The sequence below is a fragment of the Actinomadura atramentaria DSM 43919 genome, from assembly GCF_000381885.1.
GTDB classification, from domain to species: domain Bacteria; phylum Actinomycetota; class Actinomycetes; order Streptosporangiales; family Streptosporangiaceae; genus Spirillospora; species Spirillospora atramentaria.
Genome location: NZ_KB907210.1, coordinates 206115 through 225577, shown reverse-complemented (window position 1 = coordinate 225577; position 19463 = coordinate 206115). Strand labels below are relative to the sequence as shown.

General features: G+C 73.9%; 19 protein-coding genes. 14 read left to right on the top strand and 5 right to left on the bottom strand.

Annotated elements, in window-relative coordinates; genetic code table 11:
- Positions 1-17 precede the first annotated feature (17 nt).
- From ectB to pip, 3 genes are all read right to left on the bottom strand, one after another.
- Positions 18-1283 (bottom strand): diaminobutyrate--2-oxoglutarate transaminase, encoded by a 1266-nt coding sequence (ectB, locus tag G339_RS0108410; RefSeq protein ID WP_019630628.1) that lies wholly within the window; start codon positions 1281-1283, stop codon positions 18-20.
- 82 nt (positions 1284-1365) lie between these two features.
- Positions 1366-1902, bottom strand: a complete 537-nt coding sequence (gene ectA, locus G339_RS0108405) for a diaminobutyrate acetyltransferase (RefSeq protein ID WP_026341263.1) — start codon at positions 1900-1902, stop codon at positions 1366-1368.
- A 627-nt stretch (positions 1903-2529) separates the two neighbouring features.
- Complete coding sequence (gene pip, locus G339_RS0108400) at positions 2530-3498, bottom strand: prolyl aminopeptidase (protein WP_019630626.1); 969 nt, start codon at positions 3496-3498, stop codon at positions 2530-2532.
- A 267-nt stretch (positions 3499-3765) separates the two neighbouring features.
- Here pip and G339_RS0108395 point away from each other — a divergent pair, with 267 nt between their 5' ends.
- From G339_RS0108395 to G339_RS0108335, 13 genes are all read left to right on the top strand, one after another.
- Positions 3766-5409 (top strand): hypothetical protein, encoded by a 1644-nt coding sequence (locus tag G339_RS0108395; protein ID WP_157407433.1) that lies wholly within the window; start codon positions 3766-3768, stop codon positions 5407-5409.
- 195 nt (positions 5410-5604) lie between these two features.
- A complete protein-coding gene (locus G339_RS0108390; protein ID WP_026341262.1) occupies positions 5605-7272 on the top strand; it encodes a CTP synthase in 1668 nt (555 codons plus the stop codon).
- Positions 7269-7913 (top strand): NUDIX domain-containing protein, encoded by a 645-nt coding sequence (locus tag G339_RS0108385; protein WP_019630623.1) that lies wholly within the window; start codon positions 7269-7271, stop codon positions 7911-7913. Before G339_RS0108390 ends, G339_RS0108385 begins: the two co-directional genes overlap by 4 nt.
- Before the next feature lie 136 nt (positions 7914-8049).
- On the top strand, positions 8050-9048 hold the full coding sequence (locus tag G339_RS0108380) for a site-specific tyrosine recombinase XerD (RefSeq protein WP_019630622.1): 999 nt from the start codon (positions 8050-8052) through the stop codon (positions 9046-9048).
- A 145-nt stretch (positions 9049-9193) separates the two neighbouring features.
- The gene (locus tag G339_RS33045; RefSeq protein ID WP_157407467.1) at positions 9194-10060 is read left to right on the top strand and encodes a ParA family protein; all 867 of its coding nucleotides are present in this window, start codon (positions 9194-9196) and stop codon (positions 10058-10060) included.
- A 76-nt stretch (positions 10061-10136) separates the two neighbouring features.
- On the top strand, positions 10137-11039 hold the full coding sequence (locus G339_RS0108370; protein ID WP_084693173.1) for a segregation and condensation protein A: 903 nt from the start codon (positions 10137-10139) through the stop codon (positions 11037-11039).
- Positions 11036-11620 (top strand): SMC-Scp complex subunit ScpB, encoded by a 585-nt coding sequence (scpB, locus tag G339_RS0108365; RefSeq protein WP_019630619.1) that lies wholly within the window; start codon positions 11036-11038, stop codon positions 11618-11620. The genes G339_RS0108370 and scpB overlap by 4 nt, the downstream gene beginning before the upstream one ends.
- Positions 11617-12366: a pseudouridine synthase gene (locus tag G339_RS0108360; protein ID WP_019630618.1), complete on the top strand. Its 750-nt coding sequence runs from the start codon at positions 11617-11619 to the stop codon at positions 12364-12366. The genes scpB and G339_RS0108360 overlap by 4 nt, the downstream gene beginning before the upstream one ends.
- A 48-nt stretch (positions 12367-12414) precedes the next feature.
- The gene (gene aroH, locus G339_RS0108355) at positions 12415-12777 is read left to right on the top strand and encodes a chorismate mutase (protein ID WP_019630617.1); all 363 of its coding nucleotides are present in this window, start codon (positions 12415-12417) and stop codon (positions 12775-12777) included.
- Positions 12778-13257: 480 nt separating this feature from the next.
- On the top strand, positions 13258-14334 hold the full coding sequence (locus G339_RS0108350) for a prephenate dehydrogenase (RefSeq protein WP_033322597.1): 1077 nt from the start codon (positions 13258-13260) through the stop codon (positions 14332-14334).
- Between the two features lie 104 nt (positions 14335-14438).
- Positions 14439-15101, top strand: a complete 663-nt coding sequence (cmk, locus tag G339_RS0108345) for a (d)CMP kinase (protein ID WP_019630615.1) — start codon at positions 14439-14441, stop codon at positions 15099-15101.
- Positions 15102-15139: 38 nt separating this feature from the next.
- Entirely contained in the window at positions 15140-16522 is a 1383-nt protein-coding gene (gene der, locus G339_RS0108340) for a ribosome biogenesis GTPase Der (RefSeq protein WP_019630614.1), read from the top strand.
- Between the two features lie 142 nt (positions 16523-16664).
- On the top strand, positions 16665-16862 hold the full coding sequence (locus G339_RS0108335) for a hypothetical protein (RefSeq protein WP_019630613.1): 198 nt from the start codon (positions 16665-16667) through the stop codon (positions 16860-16862).
- A 71-nt stretch (positions 16863-16933) separates the two neighbouring features.
- On the opposite strand, the gene G339_RS33040 is transcribed toward G339_RS0108335, so the two are convergent.
- The gene (locus tag G339_RS33040) at positions 16934-17500 is read right to left on the bottom strand and encodes a hypothetical protein (RefSeq protein ID WP_019630612.1); all 567 of its coding nucleotides are present in this window, start codon (positions 17498-17500) and stop codon (positions 16934-16936) included.
- A gap of 356 nt (positions 17501-17856) precedes the next feature.
- The gene (locus G339_RS0108325) at positions 17857-18858 is read right to left on the bottom strand and encodes an alpha/beta hydrolase (protein WP_019630611.1); all 1002 of its coding nucleotides are present in this window, start codon (positions 18856-18858) and stop codon (positions 17857-17859) included.
- A 185-nt stretch (positions 18859-19043) separates the two neighbouring features.
- Here G339_RS0108325 and G339_RS0108320 point away from each other — a divergent pair, with 185 nt between their 5' ends.
- A complete protein-coding gene (locus tag G339_RS0108320) occupies positions 19044-19448 on the top strand; it encodes a TOBE domain-containing protein (RefSeq protein ID WP_019630610.1) in 405 nt (134 codons plus the stop codon).
- Positions 19449-19463 lie beyond the last annotated feature (15 nt).

Here is a 19463-nt window from a genome sequence, read left to right as displayed (position 1 = left end):
TGGTGGTGGGGGCGGCGTCAGACGGCGACGGCGTCGCGGACGGCCGTCACGGAGTCGGCGATGATCTCCAGGCCGTGCGCCAGCTCGGCCTCGGACGTGGTGAGCGGCGGCAGCAGCTTCACGACCTCGCCCTCGGGCCCGGACGTCTCCATCAGCAGGCCCCGCGCGAACGCCTCGCCGCAGACGCGCGGCGCCAGGTCCGGGTCGCGCATCACCAGGCCCCACGCCAGGCCCCGGCCGCGGACGGTGTCGATCGCGCCGGCGTGCGTCAGCGCGATCTCGTTCAGGCCGCGCTCGACCAGCTCGCCCTTGGCGAGGGTCTGCTTCTCCAGCGTCTCGCCCGTCCAGTACTCCTCCAGCGCGCCGACGGCGGTGACGAACGCGGGGTTGAAGCCGCGGAACGTGCCGTTGTGCTCGCCGGGCTCCCACACGTCCAGGTCGCGGCGCATCAGCGTGACGGCGAACGGGAGGCCGTAGCCGCTGAGGGACTTGGACAGGCACACGATGTCGGGGACGATCCCGGCCTCCTCGAAGCTGAAGAACGCCCCGGTCCGGCCGCAGCCCATCTGCACGTCGTCGACGATCAGCAGGATCTCGTGCCGGCGGCACAGGTCGGCCAGGCCGCGCAGCCACTCGGCGGTCGCCGCGTTGATGCCGCCCTCGCCCTGGACGGTCTCGACGATGACGGCGGCGGGCTTGTCCAGGCCGCTGCCGCTGTCGTCGAGCATCGTCTCGAACAGCAGGAAGTCGGGCGTGCGACCGTCGAGGTAGTTGTCGTAGGGCATCGCGACGCCGTGGCCGAGCGGCACGCCCGCGCCGGTGCGCTTCATCGAGTTCCCGGTGACGGCCAGCGCGCCGAGCGTCATCCCGTGGAACGCGTTGGTGAAGCTGACGACGGTCTCCCGCCCGGTGTACTTGCGCGCCAGCTTCAGCGCCGCCTCGACCGCGTGGTTGCCGGCCGGGCCGGGGAACTGGACCTTGTAGTCCAGGCCGCGCGGTTTCAGCACGACCTCCTCGAAGCGCTCAAGGAAGGTGCGCTTGGCGGCGGTATACATGTCGAGGCTGTGGACGACCGAGTCGGCGGCGAGGTAGTCCAGCAGGCGGCGTTTCAGCAGCGGGTTGTTGTGCCCGTAGTTGAGCGTGCCCGCGCCGGCGAAGAAGTCGAGGTACTCGCGGCCGTCCTCGGCGGTGATGCGGCTGCCGCGCGCGGTGGTGAACACGGTGGGCCAGCCGCGGCAGTAGCCGCGGACTTCGGACTCCAGGTGGGTGAAGACGTCGTTCATGTCTGCCTCCGGGCAGTTGGGGGCGGGGGGACGGGAAGGAACGGCGGCACGGGACCGCGCGGCGGCGGCCGGCGGTCGCGGGTCAGCGGGCGGCGGGGAGCGGTCCGATGCGGAACAGCACCTCGGGCTCGTGGCCCTCGGGGAGGTGCGGCGCGCCGAACAGGGGCGTGCGCCGCAGGTCGCAGCCGTGGTCGCGGGCGAAGGACGAGAACATCGCGGTGGACGCGGTGTTGCCGGGCGTGACGGTGGCCTCCATGAACCGGTGGCCGCGGCCGCCGAGGCGGGCGCCGAGCCGGTCGAGCATGCGGCGGGCCAGGCCCCGGCCGCGGTGGGTCTCGGCGACGGCGACCTGCCACACGAAGAACGTGCCGGGCGCGTCGGGCCGGACGTAGCCGGTGACGAAGCCGCACGGCCCGGCGTCGTCCTCGGCGACGACGGAGGTGGCCGCGAAGTCGCGGCACCACAGGGAGTAGCTGTACGGGGAGTTGACGTCCAGGACGCGGGAGTCGCGGGCGATCCGCCACAGCGCCGGGCCGTCCTCGGGAACGGGCTCGCGGAGGCGCACCTCGGTGTCGCCGCCGGGTCGCCGGGTCGGTGTTTCCAGGGGTTGCGCTGCCATATCCAGCAAACGTAGCGAACGCCGCCGGGGGGTCGTTATAGATTGTTACGCCGCAAATGTTTAGGTTCGCGGACGGCCGGGTATGAAAGCTCGCTTGCTAAATTCGGCCGACGCCGCACGCGCGTTTCAGGCGTGTTACCGCGCTCTTTCTCGTCGCTGTGCAGGGGATATTGGCGACCGCGCGGCGGTCCGCTCAATGAAGCCCGCTGGGCGCGACTTTAGCGACGACCGGCGCCGACGTCCGGAATTTTCGGTCTCATTTATGTGAGGTGAATCACAGCGACGGGCGGTCAACGTACCCGTCGTGCGCTGCGTCACGCGGCATCGCACGAGGTCGGCGCGGGTTACCCGCCGGTCGGATACCTGGCTTGCACGTGCATCGGGAGGGTCGCGAGGGGCTGTGGACGTCGCGCCGAACCTCTCCGGAAGTGACTCTGCGGTGGGCGGCAGACGATACTCAGCTTTCTTTCAGGTAAGGGTGGTATCGGTCCGGCCCCCGGGCGCGAAGCCCTTTCCCTTCGCCATTCCGGCCGCTGCCGTCCACTCATTCTTCACCGCGCACACGTCTCTCTCCGCGCGCGTGCGCGCGAAGAGAGACGTGTGCGCGCGGCGAATGCGCGGGCCAGTTCAGTCCAGTTCGGCGAAGCGGTCGGTGGCCTCGATCAGGCGGTGCAGCGTGCCCGGTTCGGAGAAGGCGTGCCCCGCGTCGTCCACGAGGTGGAAATCGGCTTCCGGCCACGCCCGGTGCAGGTCCCACGCGGTCGCCGCGGGCGTGCAGACGTCGTACCGGCCCTGCACGATCACGCCCGGGATGGAACGGACGCGGTCGACGTCCCGCAGCAACTGCTCGTCCTCGAAGAACCCCTCGTTGACGAAGTAGTGGTTCTCGATCCGCGCGAACGCCACCGCGTGGTCGTCGTCGTCATAGGGCGCGAGCATCGCCGGGTCGGGCCGCAGCGTCAGCGTCCCGGCCTCCCACCGCGACCAAGCCCGCCCCGCGCGGACCCGCGTCTCACGGTCGGGGGAGTTCAGCAGCTCGGCGTACGCGGCGATGAGGTCCTCGCGGTCCTCCTCCGGGACGGGCGCGAGGTACTCCTCCCACCGGTCGGGGAACAGCAGCGACGCGCCCTCCTGGTAGAACCAGTACAGCTCGAACGGGCGCAGCGTGAAGATCCCGCGCAGCACCAGCCCCGTGACGCGCTCGGGATGCGTCTCCGCGTACGCCAGCGCCAGCGCACTGCCCCACGACCCGCCGAACACCAGCCACCGCTCGACGCCCAGCAGCTCGCGCAGCCGCTCGATATCCGCGACGAGGTTCCAGGTGGTGTTCGCCTCCAGCGACACGCCCGGGTCCGACGCGTGCGGCCGGCTGCGCCCGCAGTTGCGCTGGTCGAACAGCAGGACCCGGTACTTCTCCGGGTCGAACAGGCGGCGGTGCTCGGCCGTGCAGCCGCCGCCGGGACCGCCGTGCAGCATGACCGCGGGCCGGCCCTCGGGGTTCCCGCAGACCTCCCAGTAGAGGGTGTCGCCGTCGCCGACGTCGAGCATCCCGGAGTCGTAGGGTTCGATCGGCGGATACAGGGTGCGCAGCTCCATGAGCTGTGATTCTTTCACCGCGGGCGCCGCGCGGACGCGTCCGGCGCACCGCCCGGACGGCCCGCCGCGAAGCCGGAGGTCAGGCGGGTGTGGACGCCGCGCGAAAGGGGACGGACGGCGCGTGGATCACGAAACTAAACCCCAAACTGCGCAAACGTTCTCGCGCTCCGGCACTAGAGTGCCTTCCGTGAGCCGAGCGGCGGACCGGCGGCCGCGCGCACCGAGACGGCGCGCGGCGAACAGGCAGGCGAACAGGCAGGGAGACAAGTGAGCGAGCTGAACGGAACCGGTGGTTCGCGGAGCGTCCCCGATGCCTCCTCGCCCTGGCCGATGGGACGCCCGCCCGAGCCCAAGCCCGGCGTGCCCGCGCCCCGGCCGCCGCTGAAGGCCGCGCGCGACGCCGAGCCCGACGCGGCCGAGGTGCAGCCCTGGGACCTGGTCGAGCGGCTGCGCCAGATGGCCGACCTCATCGGCGACGCGCTCGCCGCGGGCGAGCGCAAGGTCACCGAGGCGCAGAGCGAGGTCGCCGCGCAGGTGGCCGCCGTGCAGGCGGAGAAGGAGTCGGCGCAGCGGGACGCGGCGGCGGCGTGGGGCGAGGTCCAGCGGGCGCGGGGGCAGGCCGAGCAGGCCGACCGCCGCGCCGTCGAGGCCGAGCGCAAGGTCACCGAGGCGCAGAACGAGGCGGCCGCGCAGGTCGCGGCCGTGCAGGCGGAGAAGGAGTCGGCGCAGCGGGACGCGGCGGCGGCGTGGGGCGAGGTCCAGCGGGCGCGGGGCCAGGCCGAGCAGGCCGACCGCCGCGCCGTCGAGGCCGAGCGCAAGGTCACCGAGGTCCAGTCCGACGCCGTCACCCAGATCGCGGCGATGCAGGGCGAGAAGGACAACGCCCAGCGCGACGCCGCCACCGCGTGGAACCAGGCCCAGCAGGCCCGCGCCCAGTTGGAGCAGGCCCAGGCGCAGGCGCAGGCCCAGGTCGAGCAGGCCGAGCGCCGCGTCGCCGAGGCCGAGGCGACCGTCCGGCAGGCCATCACCCAGCGGGACGCGATGAGCGAGGCCCGCGACGACGCCGTCCGCGCCGTCGAGGACGCCGTCGCCGCCCGCCGCGCCGCCGAGGCCGAGCGGGACCGGGCCGCCGAGCAGGCCGCCGAGCTGTCGCGGGCGATGGAGACGGCGCACGCCGAGCTGGCGGCGCTGCGCGGCAAGCTCGCCGACGCCGAGGTGAAGGCGCAGAACCTCACCCACGCGGTCGCGGCGAAGGCGAAGGAGGCCGACGAGGCGCGGATGCGCGCCACGTCCGCCGAGAACCGCGTGAAGCAGGCCGAGGCGCGCGCCGCCGAGACCGAGCGCCGCGCGCAGGAGGCCGAGCTGCGCGCCAAGGGCGCGGACGGCCGCGCCGCCGACGCCGCCCGCACCGCGCAGGACTCCGACCGCCGCGCCGTGGAGGCCGAGCGCCGCGCGACCGATGCCGAGGCCGAGCGGCAGCAGGCCCTCGACACCGCCGCGCAGTCGCTGGAGGCCGCCAAGAAGGCCGAGCGGGCGCTGGACGGGGCCGTGCAGGCCCGGGAGGCCGCCGAGCGGGCCCGCGACACCGCCGTGCAGGCGCAGACGCGCACCGAGTCGGAGCTGACGATCGCGCGCGGTCGCGCCGACCAGGAGACGCGCGAGAAGGAGAAGGCCGTCGCCGGGCTGCGCCAGCTCGCCGCCGAGCGCGACGCCGTCGCCGAGAAGCTCGCCGAGCGCGACCAGTGGGTCGACCAGCTCGCGCAGGCCGTCACCGAGCAGCGGGCCGCCATCGCGGAGCTGTCGCAGGAGCGCGACGCCGCCCGCCAGGCCGCCGACCAGGCCCGCTCGCTGATCGACGAGCTGACCCGCCAGCTCCGCACGATCATGCCGAGCGCCGTGCCGCGCGGCTGACCGACGATTCCTCGGCGCCGCCCCGCGCGCGGCGCGCCGAACGGCGTTCCGTACGGTGGGCGGTGCGCGGGCGGCGGGCCGCGCCGGGGCGATCATGCGCGTCCCGGACGGCGGGGTCCCCGCCGCCTGTTATTCTGGTGGCCCGTGGGCAGTGCGGTACCGTCCGCCCAGCATCGACCACGGGAGCGTCTTAACTTGCCTTCGGCAGCCACTGGCAGGGCTCGTCCCACCAAGCATCTCTTCGTCACCGGCGGTGTCGCCTCCAGCCTCGGCAAGGGACTGACGGCGTCCAGCCTGGGGCGGCTTCTCACACTGCGCGGCCTGCGGGTCACCATGCAGAAGCTCGACCCCTACCTCAACGTCGATCCCGGGACGATGAACCCGTTCCAGCACGGCGAGGTGTTCGTCACCGACGACGGCGCGGAGACCGACCTCGACATCGGCCACTACGAGCGCTTCCTCGACACGGAGCTGCACGGGTACGCCAACGTCACCACCGGCCAGGTGTACTCCAACGTCATCGCCAAGGAGCGGCGCGGGGAGTACCTCGGCGACACGGTGCAGGTCATCCCGCACATCACCAACGAGATCAAGGACCGCATCCGCGGGATGGCCGACGCCGACGTGGACGTCGTCATCACCGAGGTCGGCGGCACGGTCGGCGACATCGAGTCGCAGCCGTTCCTGGAGTCGGTCCGCCAGATCCGGCACGAGATCGGCCGCGACAACTGCTTCTTCCTGCACGTGTCGCTGCTGCCGTACATCGGCCCGTCGGGGGAGCTGAAGACCAAGCCGACGCAGCACTCGGTCGCCGCGCTGCGCTCCATCGGCATCCAGCCCGACGCGATCGTGTGCCGGTCGGACCGGCCGATCACCGACGGCCTCAAGCACAAGATCAGCATGATGTGCGACGTGGACCGCGAGGCCGTGGTGTCCGCGGTCGACGCCGCGAGCATCTACGACATCCCGAAGGTCCTGCACGCCGAGGGGCTGGACGCCTACGTCGTCCGCCGACTCGGGCTGCCGTTCCGCGACGTGGACTGGGGCGCGTGGGACGAGCTGCTGCGCCGCGTCCACAAGCCCGCCCGCGAGGTGGTGATCGCGCTGGTCGGCAAGTACATCGACCTGCCCGACGCCTACCTGTCGGTCACCGAGGCGCTGCGGCACGGCGGGTTCGGCAACGACGCCCGGGTCCGCATCCGCTGGGTGAAGTCCGACGACTGCGAGACGCCCGAGGGCGCCAAGCGGGAGCTGGCGGGCGTCGACGGCGTCCTGGTGCCCGGCGGGTTCGGGGTGCGCGGCATCGAGGGCAAGGTCGGCGCGATCACCTACGCGCGCGAGCACGGCCTGCCGCTGCTCGGCATCTGCCTCGGCCTGCAGTGCATGGTGATCGAGGCGGCGCGGTCGCTGGCGGGCGTAGCGGGCGCCGGCAGCGCCGAGTTCGACGCCGAGGTCGCCGACCCGGTGGTCGCGACGATGGCCGACCAGGTCGACGTCGTCGCCGGGGAGCGCGACATGGGCGGCACGATGCGGCTCGGCCTGTACCCGGCCGACCTCGCGGAGGGCTCCATCGTCCGCGGGCTGTACGGCGAGGCGAAGGCGTCCGAGCGGCACCGGCACCGCTACGAGGTGAACAACGCCTACCGCGACCGGCTCGCCGAGGCGGGCCTGCGGTTCAGCGGGCTGTCCCCGGACGGGCGGCTGGTGGAGTACGTCGAGCTGCCGCGCGAGGTCCACCCGTTCTTCGTCGGCACGCAGGCGCACCCGGAGTTCCGGTCCCGGCCGACGCGCCCGCACCCGCTGTTCGTCGGGCTGGTCTCGGCGGCGCTGGACTACGCGGCGGCCCGCGAGGAGACCCGGTGACCGGCGCGCCGGGCCCCGACGACGTCCGCGACGCCCGCGAGCACTGGACGGTCGTCCGCAGCGACAGCCCGTTCCGGGGGCCGGTCTTCTCGGTCCGCAGCGACGAGGTCGTGATGCCCGCGTCCGGCGGCGGCACCGAGAAGGTCCGCCGCGACGTCGTGGAGCACCAGGGCTCCGTCGCGGTCCTCGCGCTGGACGACGCCGACCGCGTGCTGCTGCTGCGGCAGTACCGGCACGCCGTCGGCGCGCTGCTGTGGGAGCTGCCCGCCGGGCTGCGCGACGTGCCGGGCGAGCCGCTGCGCGACGTGGCCGCGCGGGAGCTGCTGGAGGAGAGCGGCTACCGCGCCGACCGGTGGGACGCGCTGGTGGACGTCCTGCCGTCGCCGGGGATGTCCGACGAGCGGTCCCGGATCTTCCTCGCCCGCGACGTCGCGCGCGTCCCGGACGACGAGATCGACTTCGAGCGGGTCCACGAGGAGGCGGACATGCCGGTGGTGTGGGTGCCGCTGGCCGACGCGGTCCGCAAGGTCCTCGCCGGGGACGTCCGCAACGCGCTCGCCGTCCAGGGCATCCTCGCCGCGCACGCCTACCGGAACGGCGCCGGGATCGAGCTGCGCCCGGCGGACGCGCCCGAGCTCTGACCGCCGGGCCCCGGGCCGCCGCGACATGCGGCGGTCCGGGGCCGCCGAAGGGCCGCCCGGCGCGCGCCGAGGGGGCATGATGGGCGGCAGGTCCCGTCCGCCCGCCCGTCCGAGGGGGTCCGCACTGTCTTCTCCCGTGCCCGGCCGGACCGCGCCCCCGACCGAGAACGAGCCCGACGTCCCCGCCGAGCTGGCCGCGGCCGTCCGCGCCTACCTCGGGCACCTGGCCGTCGAGCGGGGCCTGGCCGCCAACACGCTCAGCTCCTACCGCCGCGACCTGCGCCGCTACACCGGGGCGCTGGCCGCGCGCGGCCGCGCCGCGATCGGCGAGGTCGCCGAGGACGACGTCCGCGCGTTCCTGGCCGGGCTCCGCGAGGGCGACGCCGACCACCCGCCGCTGTCGGCGGGCTCGGCGGCGCGTGCCGTCGTCGCCGTCCGCGGCCTGCACCGGTTCGCGCTGCGCGAGGGCCTGGCCGCCGCCGACCCCGCCCGCGAGGTCCGGCCGCCCGCCCCGCCCCGGCGGCTGCCCAAGGCGATCCCCCCGGCCGACGTCGAGCGGCTGCTGGCGTGCGCGCAGGCCGCCGCCGAGTCCGGCGGTCCCGCCGACGCCGCCCGCGGGCTGCGCGACCGGGCGCTGCTGGAGCTGCTGTACGGGTCGGGCGCGCGGATCTCCGAGGCGGTCGGCCTCGACGTGGACGACCTCGACCTCGACGAGGGCTTCGCGCGCATCCGCGGCAAGGGCGGCAAGACCCGCATCGTCCCCGTCGGCGACTACGCGCGCCGCGCCGCCGAGGCGTACCTGGTGCGGGCCCGGCCCGGCCTGGCGCGCGCCGGGCGGGGCGGCCCGGCGCTGTTCCTCAACGCGCGCGGCGGGCGGCTGTCGCGGCAGGGCGCGTGGATGGTGCTGCGCGCCGCCGCCGAACGCGCGGGCCTGAGCGACGTCTCGCCGCACACGCTGCGTCACTCCTTCGCCACGCACCTGCTCGACGGCGGCGCCGACGTCCGCGTCGTCCAGGAGCTGCTGGGGCACGCGTCGGTGACCACGACGCAGGTTTACACGCTGGTCACCGTGCAGGTGCTGCGGGAGGTGTACGCCACGTCGCACCCCCGGGCGCGCAGCCGCAGGGTCCGGTGACAAATCGCGACGTTCGGCGCGCGTCGGCTTGAGCCGCGCCTTGACAAGCCCTAGAGTCCCGGTTCTGGATGGCAATCTCGGCCACCGGGGGAGGGATCTGGTGACCAGCACGAAAGCTCCTGAGGGGGTTCTCTCCTCGGCCACCATAGAGACCGATCCCCGCCGCGGGCTCGGCCCGACGCAGCGGCCCGTCCCGGTGTTCCCGGAGCCGGAGCCGCTCGCCGAGCACGGACCCGCGCGGATCGTGTCGATCTGCAACCAGAAGGGCGGGGTCGGCAAGACCACCACCACGATCAACCTGGGCGCGGCGCTCGCCGAGTACGGCCGCCGGGTCCTGCTCGTGGACTTCGACCCGCAGGGCGCGCTGTCGGTCGGGCTCGGCAAGGGCGACCCGCGCCAGCTCGACATCACGATCCACAACCTGCTGCTCGAGCACGACACCGAGTGGGACGACGTGGTCATCGAGACCGGCGTCGACGGGATGGACCTGCTGCCCAGCAACATCGACCTGTCGGGCGCCGAGGTGCAGCTCGTCCACGAGGTCGGCCGCGAGTACATCCTGTCGCAGGTGCTGAAGTCGGCGATCCCGCACTACGACTACATCCTCATCGACTGCCAGCCGTCGCTCGGCCTGCTGACGGTGAACGCGCTCGCCGCGAGCGAGGGCGTGCTGATCCCGCTGGAGTGCGAGTACTTCGCGATGCGCGGCGTCGCGCTGCTGATGGAGACGATCGACAAGGTCCAGGGGCGCATCAACCCGGGCCTGGTCATCGACGGCGTCCTCGGCACGATGTACGACTCGCGGACCCTGCACACCCGCGAGGTCCTAGGCCGCATCGTCGAGGCGTTCGGCGACAAGGTGTTCCACACCGTGATCAACCGGACGGTCCGGTTCCCCGACGCGACGGTCGCGGGCGAGCCGATCACCTACTTCGACCCCAACTCGATGGGCGCGAACGCCTACCGCAGCCTCGCCCGCGAGGTCCTGCAGCGGTGGGCCGCCACCGAGTAGCGGCGCCGGTGCCGGAACGGCGCGCCGTCACGCCCGGTGACCGGGCGCGGCGCGACCGGTCCCGCGCCGTGGGAAGATGTGGCCGGTGAGCATTGACGAGGCCGCCGCGGCGACGCGCCCCGCGGCCGACGGCGGCGCGGACGGCGCGGACGCCGGCGAGGACGGCGGGTTCCGGGTCCGCCTCGACAACTTCGAGGGCCCGTTCGACCTGCTCCTCGGCCTCATCGCCAAGCACAAGCTCGACATCACCGAAGTCTCCCTGCACAAGGTCACCGACGACTTCATCGCCCACATCCGCGCGCACGGCAGGGACTGGGACCTCGACCAGGCCAGCCACTTCCTGCTCGTCGCCGCGACGCTGCTCGACCTGAAGGCCGCGCGGCTGCTGCCGTCCGGCGAGGTCGACGACGAGGAGGACCTCGCGCTGCTGGAGGCCCGCGACCTGCTGTTCGCGCGGCTCCTGCAGTACCGGGCGTACAAGGAGGTCTCGGGCGTCTTCGCGGCCCGGATGGCGGACGCGGCGCGCCGGTTCCCGCGCACCGTGCCCGTCGAGCCCCGGTTCGCGAACCTCCTGCCGGAGGTGCTGCTGGGGCTCGGGCCCGCCGAGTTCGCGCGGCTCGCCGCCAAGGCGCTCGCGCCGAAGGCGCCGCCCGCGGTGTCGGTCGAGCACATGTACCAGCCGAAGGCCAGCGTGAAGGAGCAGGCCGCGATCGTCGTCGCCCGGCTGCGGCGGCTCCGGCGGACGACGTTCGCCGTCCTCACCGAGGACTGCGCGGGCGTGTACGAGATCGTCGCGCGGTTCCTGGCGCTGCTGGAGCTGTACCGGGAGGCGGCGGTGGCGTTCGAGCAGCCCGAGCCGCTGGGGGACCTGCACGTCGCCTGGACGGGCGCGGACGACGGCGACGTCGAGGTCGGCGACGACTACGAGGGCGCCCGCGACCCCGCGGGCCGCCGCGACGCGGAGGGGGACCAGGCGTGACCGAGACCGCGCGGGACGACGCGGAGACCGCCGCCGGGGGGCCGACGCTGCGCGCGTCCGTCGAGGCGATCCTGCTGGTCGTGGACGAGCCGGTCGGCGCGATGACGCTCGCGCACCTGCTGGAGCGGCCCGTCCGGGAGATCACCGCGACGCTCCGCGACCTCGCCGCGGAATACACCGCCGACGGGCGCGGGTTCGACCTGCGGGAGGTCGCGGGCGGCTGGCGCTACTACACCCGCGACGTGTGCGCGCCCGTCGTCGAGCGGTTCGTCACCGACGGGCAGCAGGCGCGGCTCACCCAGGCCGCGCTGGAGACGCTCGCCGTCGTCGCCTACCGGCAGCCCGTCAGCCGGGCCCGGGTGTCGGCGATCCGCGGCGTCAACAGCGACGGCGTCATGCGGACGCTGACGCTGCGCGGCCTCATCGAGGACGCCGGGCAGGACCCCGAGAGCCAGGCGCACCTGTACCGGACCACCGGGTACTTTCTGGAGCGGCTGGGCCTGCGGGACCTGGACGAGCTGCCCGAACTGGCCCCCTACCTCCCGCACGACCTTCCGGACGAGATGATCGAGGACACGTGAGCGATAACCAGGACCGCGCCGACGAGCGGCAGGTCCGCCTGCAGAAGGTGCTGGCGGACGCCGGGATCGGCAGCCGCCGGCACTGCGAGGAGCTGATCGGCGAGGGCCGGGTCACCGTCGACGGCAGGAAGGTGTTCCGGTTCGGCGAGCGCGTGGACCCGCAGACCGCGGTGATCCACGTCGACGGCCGCCGCGTCGAGACCCGCGCCGAGATGCGCTACTACATGATCAACAAGCCGCGCGGGATCGTCAGCACCATGAGCGACGAGCGCGGCCGCAAATCCCTCGCCGACTACGTCGAGGTCCCCGAACGGCTCTTCCACGTCGGCCGCCTCGACACCGACACCGAGGGGCTGATCCTGCTCACCAACGACGGCGAGCTGGCGCACCGCCTCACCCACCCCAGCTTCGGCGTCGACAAGGTGTACCTCGCCGAGATCCACGGGCCCATCCCGCGCGACCTCGGCCGCCGCCTCCGCAAGGGCGTCATGCTGGACGACGGGTTCGCCAAGGCCGACAAGTTCCGGATCTTCGACCAGGCCGGGAAGCGCATCCTGGTCGAGATCACCCTGCACGAGGGCCGCAAGCACATCGTGCGCCGCCTCCTCAAGGAGGTCGGCCACCCGGTCCAGCAGCTCGCCCGCGTAGAGTTCGGGCCGATCAAACTGGGCCAGCTCAAGCCGGGCGGCATGCGGGCGCTGACCGTCCGCGAGGTCGGCGAGCTCTACAAGGCCGTCGACCTGTAGGCGCCCGCGGGGCGACCCGCGGGCGACGACGAACCGAGGAGGACGACAGTGGCGGTGCGCGCCGTACGCGGAGCGATCCAGGTGGACGCCGACGACCGGGCCGAGATCCTGTCGGCCACGACCGAACTGGTCACCGCCGTCATGGAACGCAACGCGCTGACCACCGACGACGTCATCAGCGTCCTGTTCACCGCCACCCCCGACCTCACCGCCGAGTTCCCCGCCCTCGCCGCCCGCAAGCTCGGCTTCAGCGAAGTCCCCCTCCTGTGCGCCGCCGAGATCGCCGTGCCCCACGCCCTGCCCCGCGTCATCCGGCTCATGGCCCACATCGCCACCGAACGGCCCAGGGCGGAGATCCAGCACGTTTATCTGCGGGGGGCTACGGCGCTGCGGCTCGATATCGCGCAGTGACATTGTGGGGGGGCGACCCCCCACGCCCCCCGCGGCGCGAAGCGCCGCATCCTCGCTCCGCTGGCGCTCCGCTGCGGTGCGGCCCTTCGCGCTGCGTGCGCCCGGCCACTCGCTGGCGCTCGCGGCCGTGCGCCCGCCGGGCTCCCCCCGTGGTTGCGGTGGGTTTTCGGGTGTGGAAGACCCTCTGTGGTTTCCGTCTGCGTTCGGGTGTAGACCCCCCGCGGTTGCTATCGGGCTTCGGGTGGGTGGCCCCGCTTGATCGTTGGGGGCCACGCCTTTTGGTGCGGTGGCTGCTTGCATTGGATGGCCTCTGGTCGCTGCGCGTGTGGGGCGTCTCACTGGGGCGTCTGGTTGCTCGGTGGTTGGTGTGAGCGGGCGGGTTGGGTTGTGGGTGTTTTTTCGGGGCGGGTGGGGTTTCTTCGTTCGGGGTCGCTGTTCGTGGGGGCTTTCGGGGTCGTTGTCGCAGGCATACTTGTGCGTATGCGGGTTGTGGTGGTCGGGACCGGGCTGATCGGGACGTCGGTCGCGTTGGCGTTGCGGGGGCGCGGGGCGGACGTGCTGTTGGCCGACCGCGATCCGGCGGCGCTGGAGATCGCCGTGGGGATCGGGGCCGGGCGGGAGCTGCCGGCCGAGACCGTCGACCCCGCCGACGCCGCCGATGTGGCGGTGCTCGCCGTGCCGCCCGCCGCGGTCGCCATGACGCTGCTCGACGCGCAGAAGCGTGGGCTCGCGCGGTTCTACACCGACGTCGCGAGCGTCAAGGCGCTGCCGCTGCGGCAGGCCGCCGAGCTGGGCTGCGACCTCTCGGTCTTCGTGGCGGGGCATCCGCTGGCGGGACGGGAGCGGTCGGGGCCCGCGGCGGCGCGCGACGACCTCTTCCTCGGGCGGCCCTGGGCGCTGTGCCCGTCGCCGGAGACGAGCCCGGACGCGCTCGCGGCCGTGGAGGCGCTCGCCCGCGAGTGCGGCGCCGAGTCCGTCGTCGTCGGCGCGGAGGAGCACGACCGCGCGGTGGCGCTGGTCTCGCACGCGCCGCACGTGGTGTCGGCGGCGGTCGCGGCGCGGCTGACGGGCGCCGACGAGACGGCGCTGGGCCTGGCCGGGCAGGGCGTCCGGGACGTCACGCGGATCGCGGCGAGCGACCCGCGGCTGTGGATCGGCATCCTCAGCGCGAACGCCGAACCCGTCGCCGACGTGCTGGAGGCCGTCGCGACGGACCTCGCGGTCGCGGCGTCGCTGCTGCGCGACGGCAGCGAGGGCGCGGCCGGGCACGTCGCGGACCTGCTGCTGCGCGGCAACGCGGGCCGGTCCCGCATCCCGGGCAAGCACGGCGGGCCGGGGCAGGCGTTCGCGACGGTCACGGTCGTCATCCCCGACCGCCCCGGCGAACTGGCGATGATCTTCCAGGCGGCGGGCATCGCGGGCGTCAACATCGAGGACGTGACGATCGAGCACTCGCCGGGCCGCCCGCTCGGCGTGCTGGAGATCGCGGTGCGGCCGGAGGCGGCCGAGCGGCTGGCCGGGGAACTGCGCGCGCGCGGCTGGTCGGTCCCCGGCTGACCGGCTCAGGGCCGCCGCCCGTACCGGTACCCTGAACCGCCGGGGCCGCCGCCGCGGGGGTGCGCCGCGCCGCCCCGTCCCAGACCGAACGAAAGGGAGCGATCGTGTCGCTCGTCATCGCCATGGACGGCCCGTCCGGGTCCGGCAAGTCCAGCGCCTCCAAGGGCGTGGCCCGCGCGCTCGGGCTGCGCTACCTCGACACCGGAGCGATGTACCGCGCCATCACGTGGTGGATGCTGCGGCAGGGCGTCGCGGTCGACGACGCGGCGGCGGTCGCCGCCCGCGCCGGGGAGCCGGTGCTGGAGTCGGGCACCGACCCGGACGCCCCGTCGATCGCGGTGGACGGCACGGACGTGTCCGCCCCGATCCGCACCCGCGAGGTCACCAACGCGGTCAGCGCGGTGAGCGCCGTCCCGGAGGTCCGGGCGCGGCTCGTCGCGCTGCAGCGTGAGATCATCGGGACGGGCGGGATCGTCGTGGAGGGCCGCGACATCGGCACGGTCGTCGCGCCCGACGCGCCGGTGAAGGTGTACCTGACGGCCAGCGAGGAGGCGCGCGCGCAGCGCCGCGCCAAGGACCTCGCGGCCGACCCGGGCGCGTCGGTGACGGTGACGCGCACCGAGCAGGCCCGCCGGGACCGGCTGGACTCCACCCGGACGACGTCGCCGCTGACGAGGGCGGCGGACGCGACGGAGATCGACTCGACCGAGCTGGGTCTCGACGAGGTCATCGAGGCGGTCGTCCGCCTCGCCGAAGAACGAACGTGAGCGGTCCGGCCGCCGCGCCGGACCGTAGGGGAACGCAAGTGAGCGAATACGACTTCCACGCCGCCGTCGATCTCGACGCGCCGCCGCCGGACGCGCCGCCCGCGCCGGTGGTCGCGGTGGTGGGCCGCCCGAACGTCGGGAAGTCCACGCTGGTGAACCGCATCCTCGGCCGCCGCGAGGCGGTCGTGGAGGACGTGCCCGGCGTCACCCGCGACCGGGTCGCCTACGACGCGACCTGGAGCGGGCGGCGGTTCACGGTGGTGGACACCGGGGGCTGGCTGCCGGACGCGCAGGGCCTGGCCGCGTCGATCGCCGAGCAGGCGCGGCTGGCGGTGGACCTGGCGGACGTGGTGATGTTCGTCGTGGACGCGACGGTCGGCGCGACGGACGTGGACGAGGCCGTCGTGGAGATCCTGCGCCGGTCGGGCAAGCCGGTCGTGCTCGTCGCGAACAAGGTGGACGACGTGGCCGCCGAGGCGGACGCGGCGCTGCTGTGGGGCCTCGGGATCGGCGAGCCGCACCCGGTGAGCGCCCTGCACGGCCGCGGCAGCGGCGACCTGCTGGACGCGGTGCTGGAGGCGCTGCCCGCCGAGGCCCCGCCGGAGACGTTCGCCGAGGCGGGCGGGCCGCGCCGGATCGCGCTGCTCGGGCGGCCGAACGTCGGCAAGTCGAGCCTGCTGAACCAGCTCGCGGGGGAGACCCGCGCGGTCGTCGACTCGGTGGCGGGCACCACGCGCGACCCGATCGACGAGGAGATCGAGCTCGGCGGCAAGACCTGGCGGTTCATCGACACGGCGGGCATCCGCCGCCGCCACCGGGAGAACCAGGGCGCGGACTTCTACGCGACGTTGCGCACGCAGTCGGCGCTGGAGCGCGCCGAGGTCGCGGTGGTGCTGGTGGACGCGTCGGAGTCGCTGGCCGAGCAGGACCTGCGGATCATCTCCACGGTGGTGGACTCGGGCCGCGCGCTGGTCGTCGCCTACAACAAGTGGGATCTGCTGGACGAGGAGCGCCGCCACTACCTGGAGCGCGAGATCGACCGGCAGCTCCACAACGCGCGGTGGGCGCCGCGGGTGAACGTCTCCGCGCGGACCGGGCGGCACATGGAGAAGCTGGTCCCGGCGATCGAGACGGCGCTGGCCGGGTGGGACCAGCGCGTCCCGACCGCGAAGCTGAACCAGTTCTTCGCCGACCTGGTGAACGCGCACCCGCACCCGATCCGGGGCGGCAAGCAGCCGCGCGTGCTGTTCGCGACGCAGGCGGGGGTGCGGCCGCCGCGGTTCGTGCTGTTCACGTCGGGGTTCCTGGAGGAGGGCTACCGCCGGTTCATCGAGCGGCGGCTGCGCGAGGAGTTCGGTTTCGAGGGCGCTCCGCTGGACGTCACGATGAAGATCCGCGAGAAGCGCGCGAAGCGCAAGTAGCGGGCGCAACGCCTGAGAACGCCAGGAGACCCGTCCGGAAGTCTTTTCCGGACGGGTCTCGCCGTGTCACGATGCGGTGAACGCGATCTGAGTAAGCTGTCCCTTACTCGGTACGGGATCGGGCGCGCGCGAGGGGTGTGACGTGAAGCTCTTCATCTTGATGTCGATAGCGGCCGTCTGCGTGGCGCTCAGCTTCGTCTGGCGCACGCCGTGGATCGGCGGCGTCGGGCTGCTCGTCGCCTTCGCCGGCATGTTCACCGACCGCAACGACGTGAACGTCGGGGACGACGGCTACGAGACCAGCGACAGCGTCCGCAAGATGCGCTCGCGCGACCGGTAGGCCGGACGCGCGGAACCCGCACCGCGCGTGCGCGGTGCGGGTCCGGCCGCGGTGTCCCGCGGTGCGGTGCGTCAGCCCTGGTCGGGGCGCTCGTGCTCGCCGCCGCCGCGGCCCGCGCGGCCGTGGGCGGGCACGGCGGACCGGGTGGCGCCGCGGCCCTCGCCGGTGCGCTCCCACTCGGGGGCGCGGCCCTGGCGCGGGGCGCGCTCGCCCTCGCGGGCGGTGGCGGCGCCGCCGCCCGCGGCCGCCGCGCGCTCGGCGCGGCGCGCGTCGCGCACGCCGACCACCGCGAACCGGCCGAGGGCCATCGCGGCCAGGAACGTGATGACGGTCCCGAGGCCGGTGAACCCGCTCAGCGACTCGGTGAGCCGGTGGCCGAGGCTCGCGCCGATCGGCGTCCCGGCGCTGCCGCCCCACAGCGCGGCGATGGAGTTGCCGACGACGAACCAGAGCCCCGCGAGGGCGGCCAGCCAGCCGCCCGCCATCCCGACGACCCGGTTGGCGGCGAACATCAGCATGAGTCCGCCGAGGATCGTCGCGACCGCGGGCAGGATGATCAGGTACAGGCGGTCGGCGGTGAAGTGCCAGGCGCTGTCGGGCATGAACCCGAAATGGACGTACGGTCCGATGAAGGGCATGAGCCCTCCCCAGATCCCGAGCAGCGTGAGAAGCATTCCGCTGAGGGCACCCCTGGTGCGCGGTGCCCGCATGGTTCGAGTCATGGTCACCCTCCGGGGTGAGAGACGGCGTTCTGCTCAACGCGCGGCCCCTACCCCTGGACATAACGCCCGAACATGGACAAAACCCCAGGGTGTCCGGTGTCTCCCGTGATCGTGCGACCGGGGGAACAGCCGGGCGGTGGGCCGCCGGTGAACCGGTCCGGCCGACCCTCCCCACCGTCCGCCGGGGTTGAACCATGCCCGAGCGCACGGGATCGCCGGCCCGGCGTCGCGGGCGGCGGGCCGCGCCCCGGATCGCGCGGCGCGCGGCGGGATCAGGAGGCGGCGGCGCGCTCGGCGGCGGTGCGGGCGAACGCCTGGCGGACGAACACGCCCAGCTCGTGGATCGCGGCGCGGGACTCGGGCAGCAGCGGGCCGAACATCTGGAAGACGTGGATCTGGCGGTCCCAGACCTGGAGCGTCACCGGGACGCCCGCGTCCGCGAGCCGCCGCGCCATCTCCTCGGAGTCGCAGTACAGCAGCTCGGTCGAGCCCGCCGTCAGCAGCGTCGGCGGCAGGCCGGCCAGGTCGGCGCGGACCGGGGAGACGGCCGGGTCGGTGAGGTCCAGGTGCCCGAGGAACCCCTCGACGAGCCGTTCCAGCAGCACGCCCGGGTCGGATGGGTCGAGCCGCATGTTGGCGTGCGCGAGCTTGCTCGTCAGGTCCATGTCGAGCATCGGCGACAGCGCCACGAGCGCGGCGGGCAGCGGCAGTCCCGCGTCGCGGGCGCGCAGCGCGGTGGCGAACGTCAGGTACCCGCCCGCCGAGTCGCCCATGATCACGATGTCGCGGGCGTCCAGGCCCCGGTCCTCCAGCAGCCACCGGTAGGCGGTCAGGCAGTCGTCGGCCTCGCGCTCGAACGGGACGGCCGGGATCATGCGGTAGTCCACCGACAGCGCCGGGACGCCCGCGGCCGCGCCGAAGCGGGCGACCATCCGCCGGTGGGTGTTCAGGCCGCAGCAGACCCAGCCGCCGCCGTGCAGGTAGAGGATCGCGCGGCGGCGGTCGCGGCCGACGCCGGGGCCGTGGACCCACTCCGCGCCGAACCCGTCGAAGCGCACCGCCTCGCGGTGGACGCCGCGCGGGACGCCGCCGCGCGCGGCGAGCCGGTCGAGGGCGGCCAAGCGGCGCAGCGCCCGCTCGTCCACCGGGCGGGCGGCGAGCGCGGTGAGGCGGGGGCGCAGGAGCCGCCGCACGCCGCCCGCGACGGCGCGCGAGCGCAGGCTGGCGGTGCCGCGCCGGTCCAGGACGAGGGTCGCGGGCTGGGCAGGGGACACGCTTCCTCCTCGGATGGCGGTACGTCCCGATCGTGGCACCGCGTCCGCGTCCTGAAAAGAACCCGAGTCTGGTTCGGTTCAGCACCAACCCTGGCATCTGCGGCGAGGAGAGGTTGATTGCGGTCGCATATCGAAGGCCAGCCCGCGCTTTTAGCTGGTATCTACGGCATCGTACGCTTTGCGGTGTGACGACCTTCCGGATCAGCGAGGCGGCGGCCCTGCTCGGAGTCAGCGCCGACACCGTGCGCCGCTGGGTGGACGGCGGCCGGCTCGCCGCCGACCGCGACGAGCACGGCCACCGGCGCGTCCCCGGCGCGGAGCTGGCCGCGTTCGTGCGCTCCCAGGCCGACGACGAGCAGGGCGACCGGTTCTCCTCCGCGCGCAACCGGATGCGCGGCATCGTCACCGCCGTCCACCGCGACGGCGTCATGGCGCAGGTGGACCTTCAGGCGGGACCGTTCCGGATCGTCTCGCTGATGAGCCGCGAGGCCGCCGACGACCTCGGACTCGAAGTCGGCGTCGTGGCCGAGGCCGTCGTGAAGTCCACCACCGTCGTCGTCGAACGCCCCGACCGGCCGCACTCGGCCTGACGCCCCCTGGAGTGA

Coding starts and splice junctions, on each gene's coding strand:
- G339_RS0108370 (WP_084693173.1), top strand. CDS start 10,137: ATGTGGCCGGTGAGCATTGACGAGGCCGCCGCGGCGACGCGCCCCGCG.
- pip (WP_019630626.1), bottom strand. CDS start 3,498: ATGGAGCTGCGCACCCTGTATCCGCCGATCGAACCCTACGACTCCGGG.
- ectB (WP_019630628.1), bottom strand. CDS start 1,283: ATGAACGACGTCTTCACCCACCTGGAGTCCGAAGTCCGCGGCTACTGC.
- G339_RS33040 (WP_019630612.1), bottom strand. CDS start 17,500: ATGCCCTTCATCGGACCGTACGTCCATTTCGGGTTCATGCCCGACAGC.
- ectA (WP_026341263.1), bottom strand. CDS start 1,902: ATGGCAGCGCAACCCCTGGAAACACCGACCCGGCGACCCGGCGGCGAC.
- G339_RS0108350 (WP_033322597.1), top strand. CDS start 13,258: ATGCGGGTTGTGGTGGTCGGGACCGGGCTGATCGGGACGTCGGTCGCG.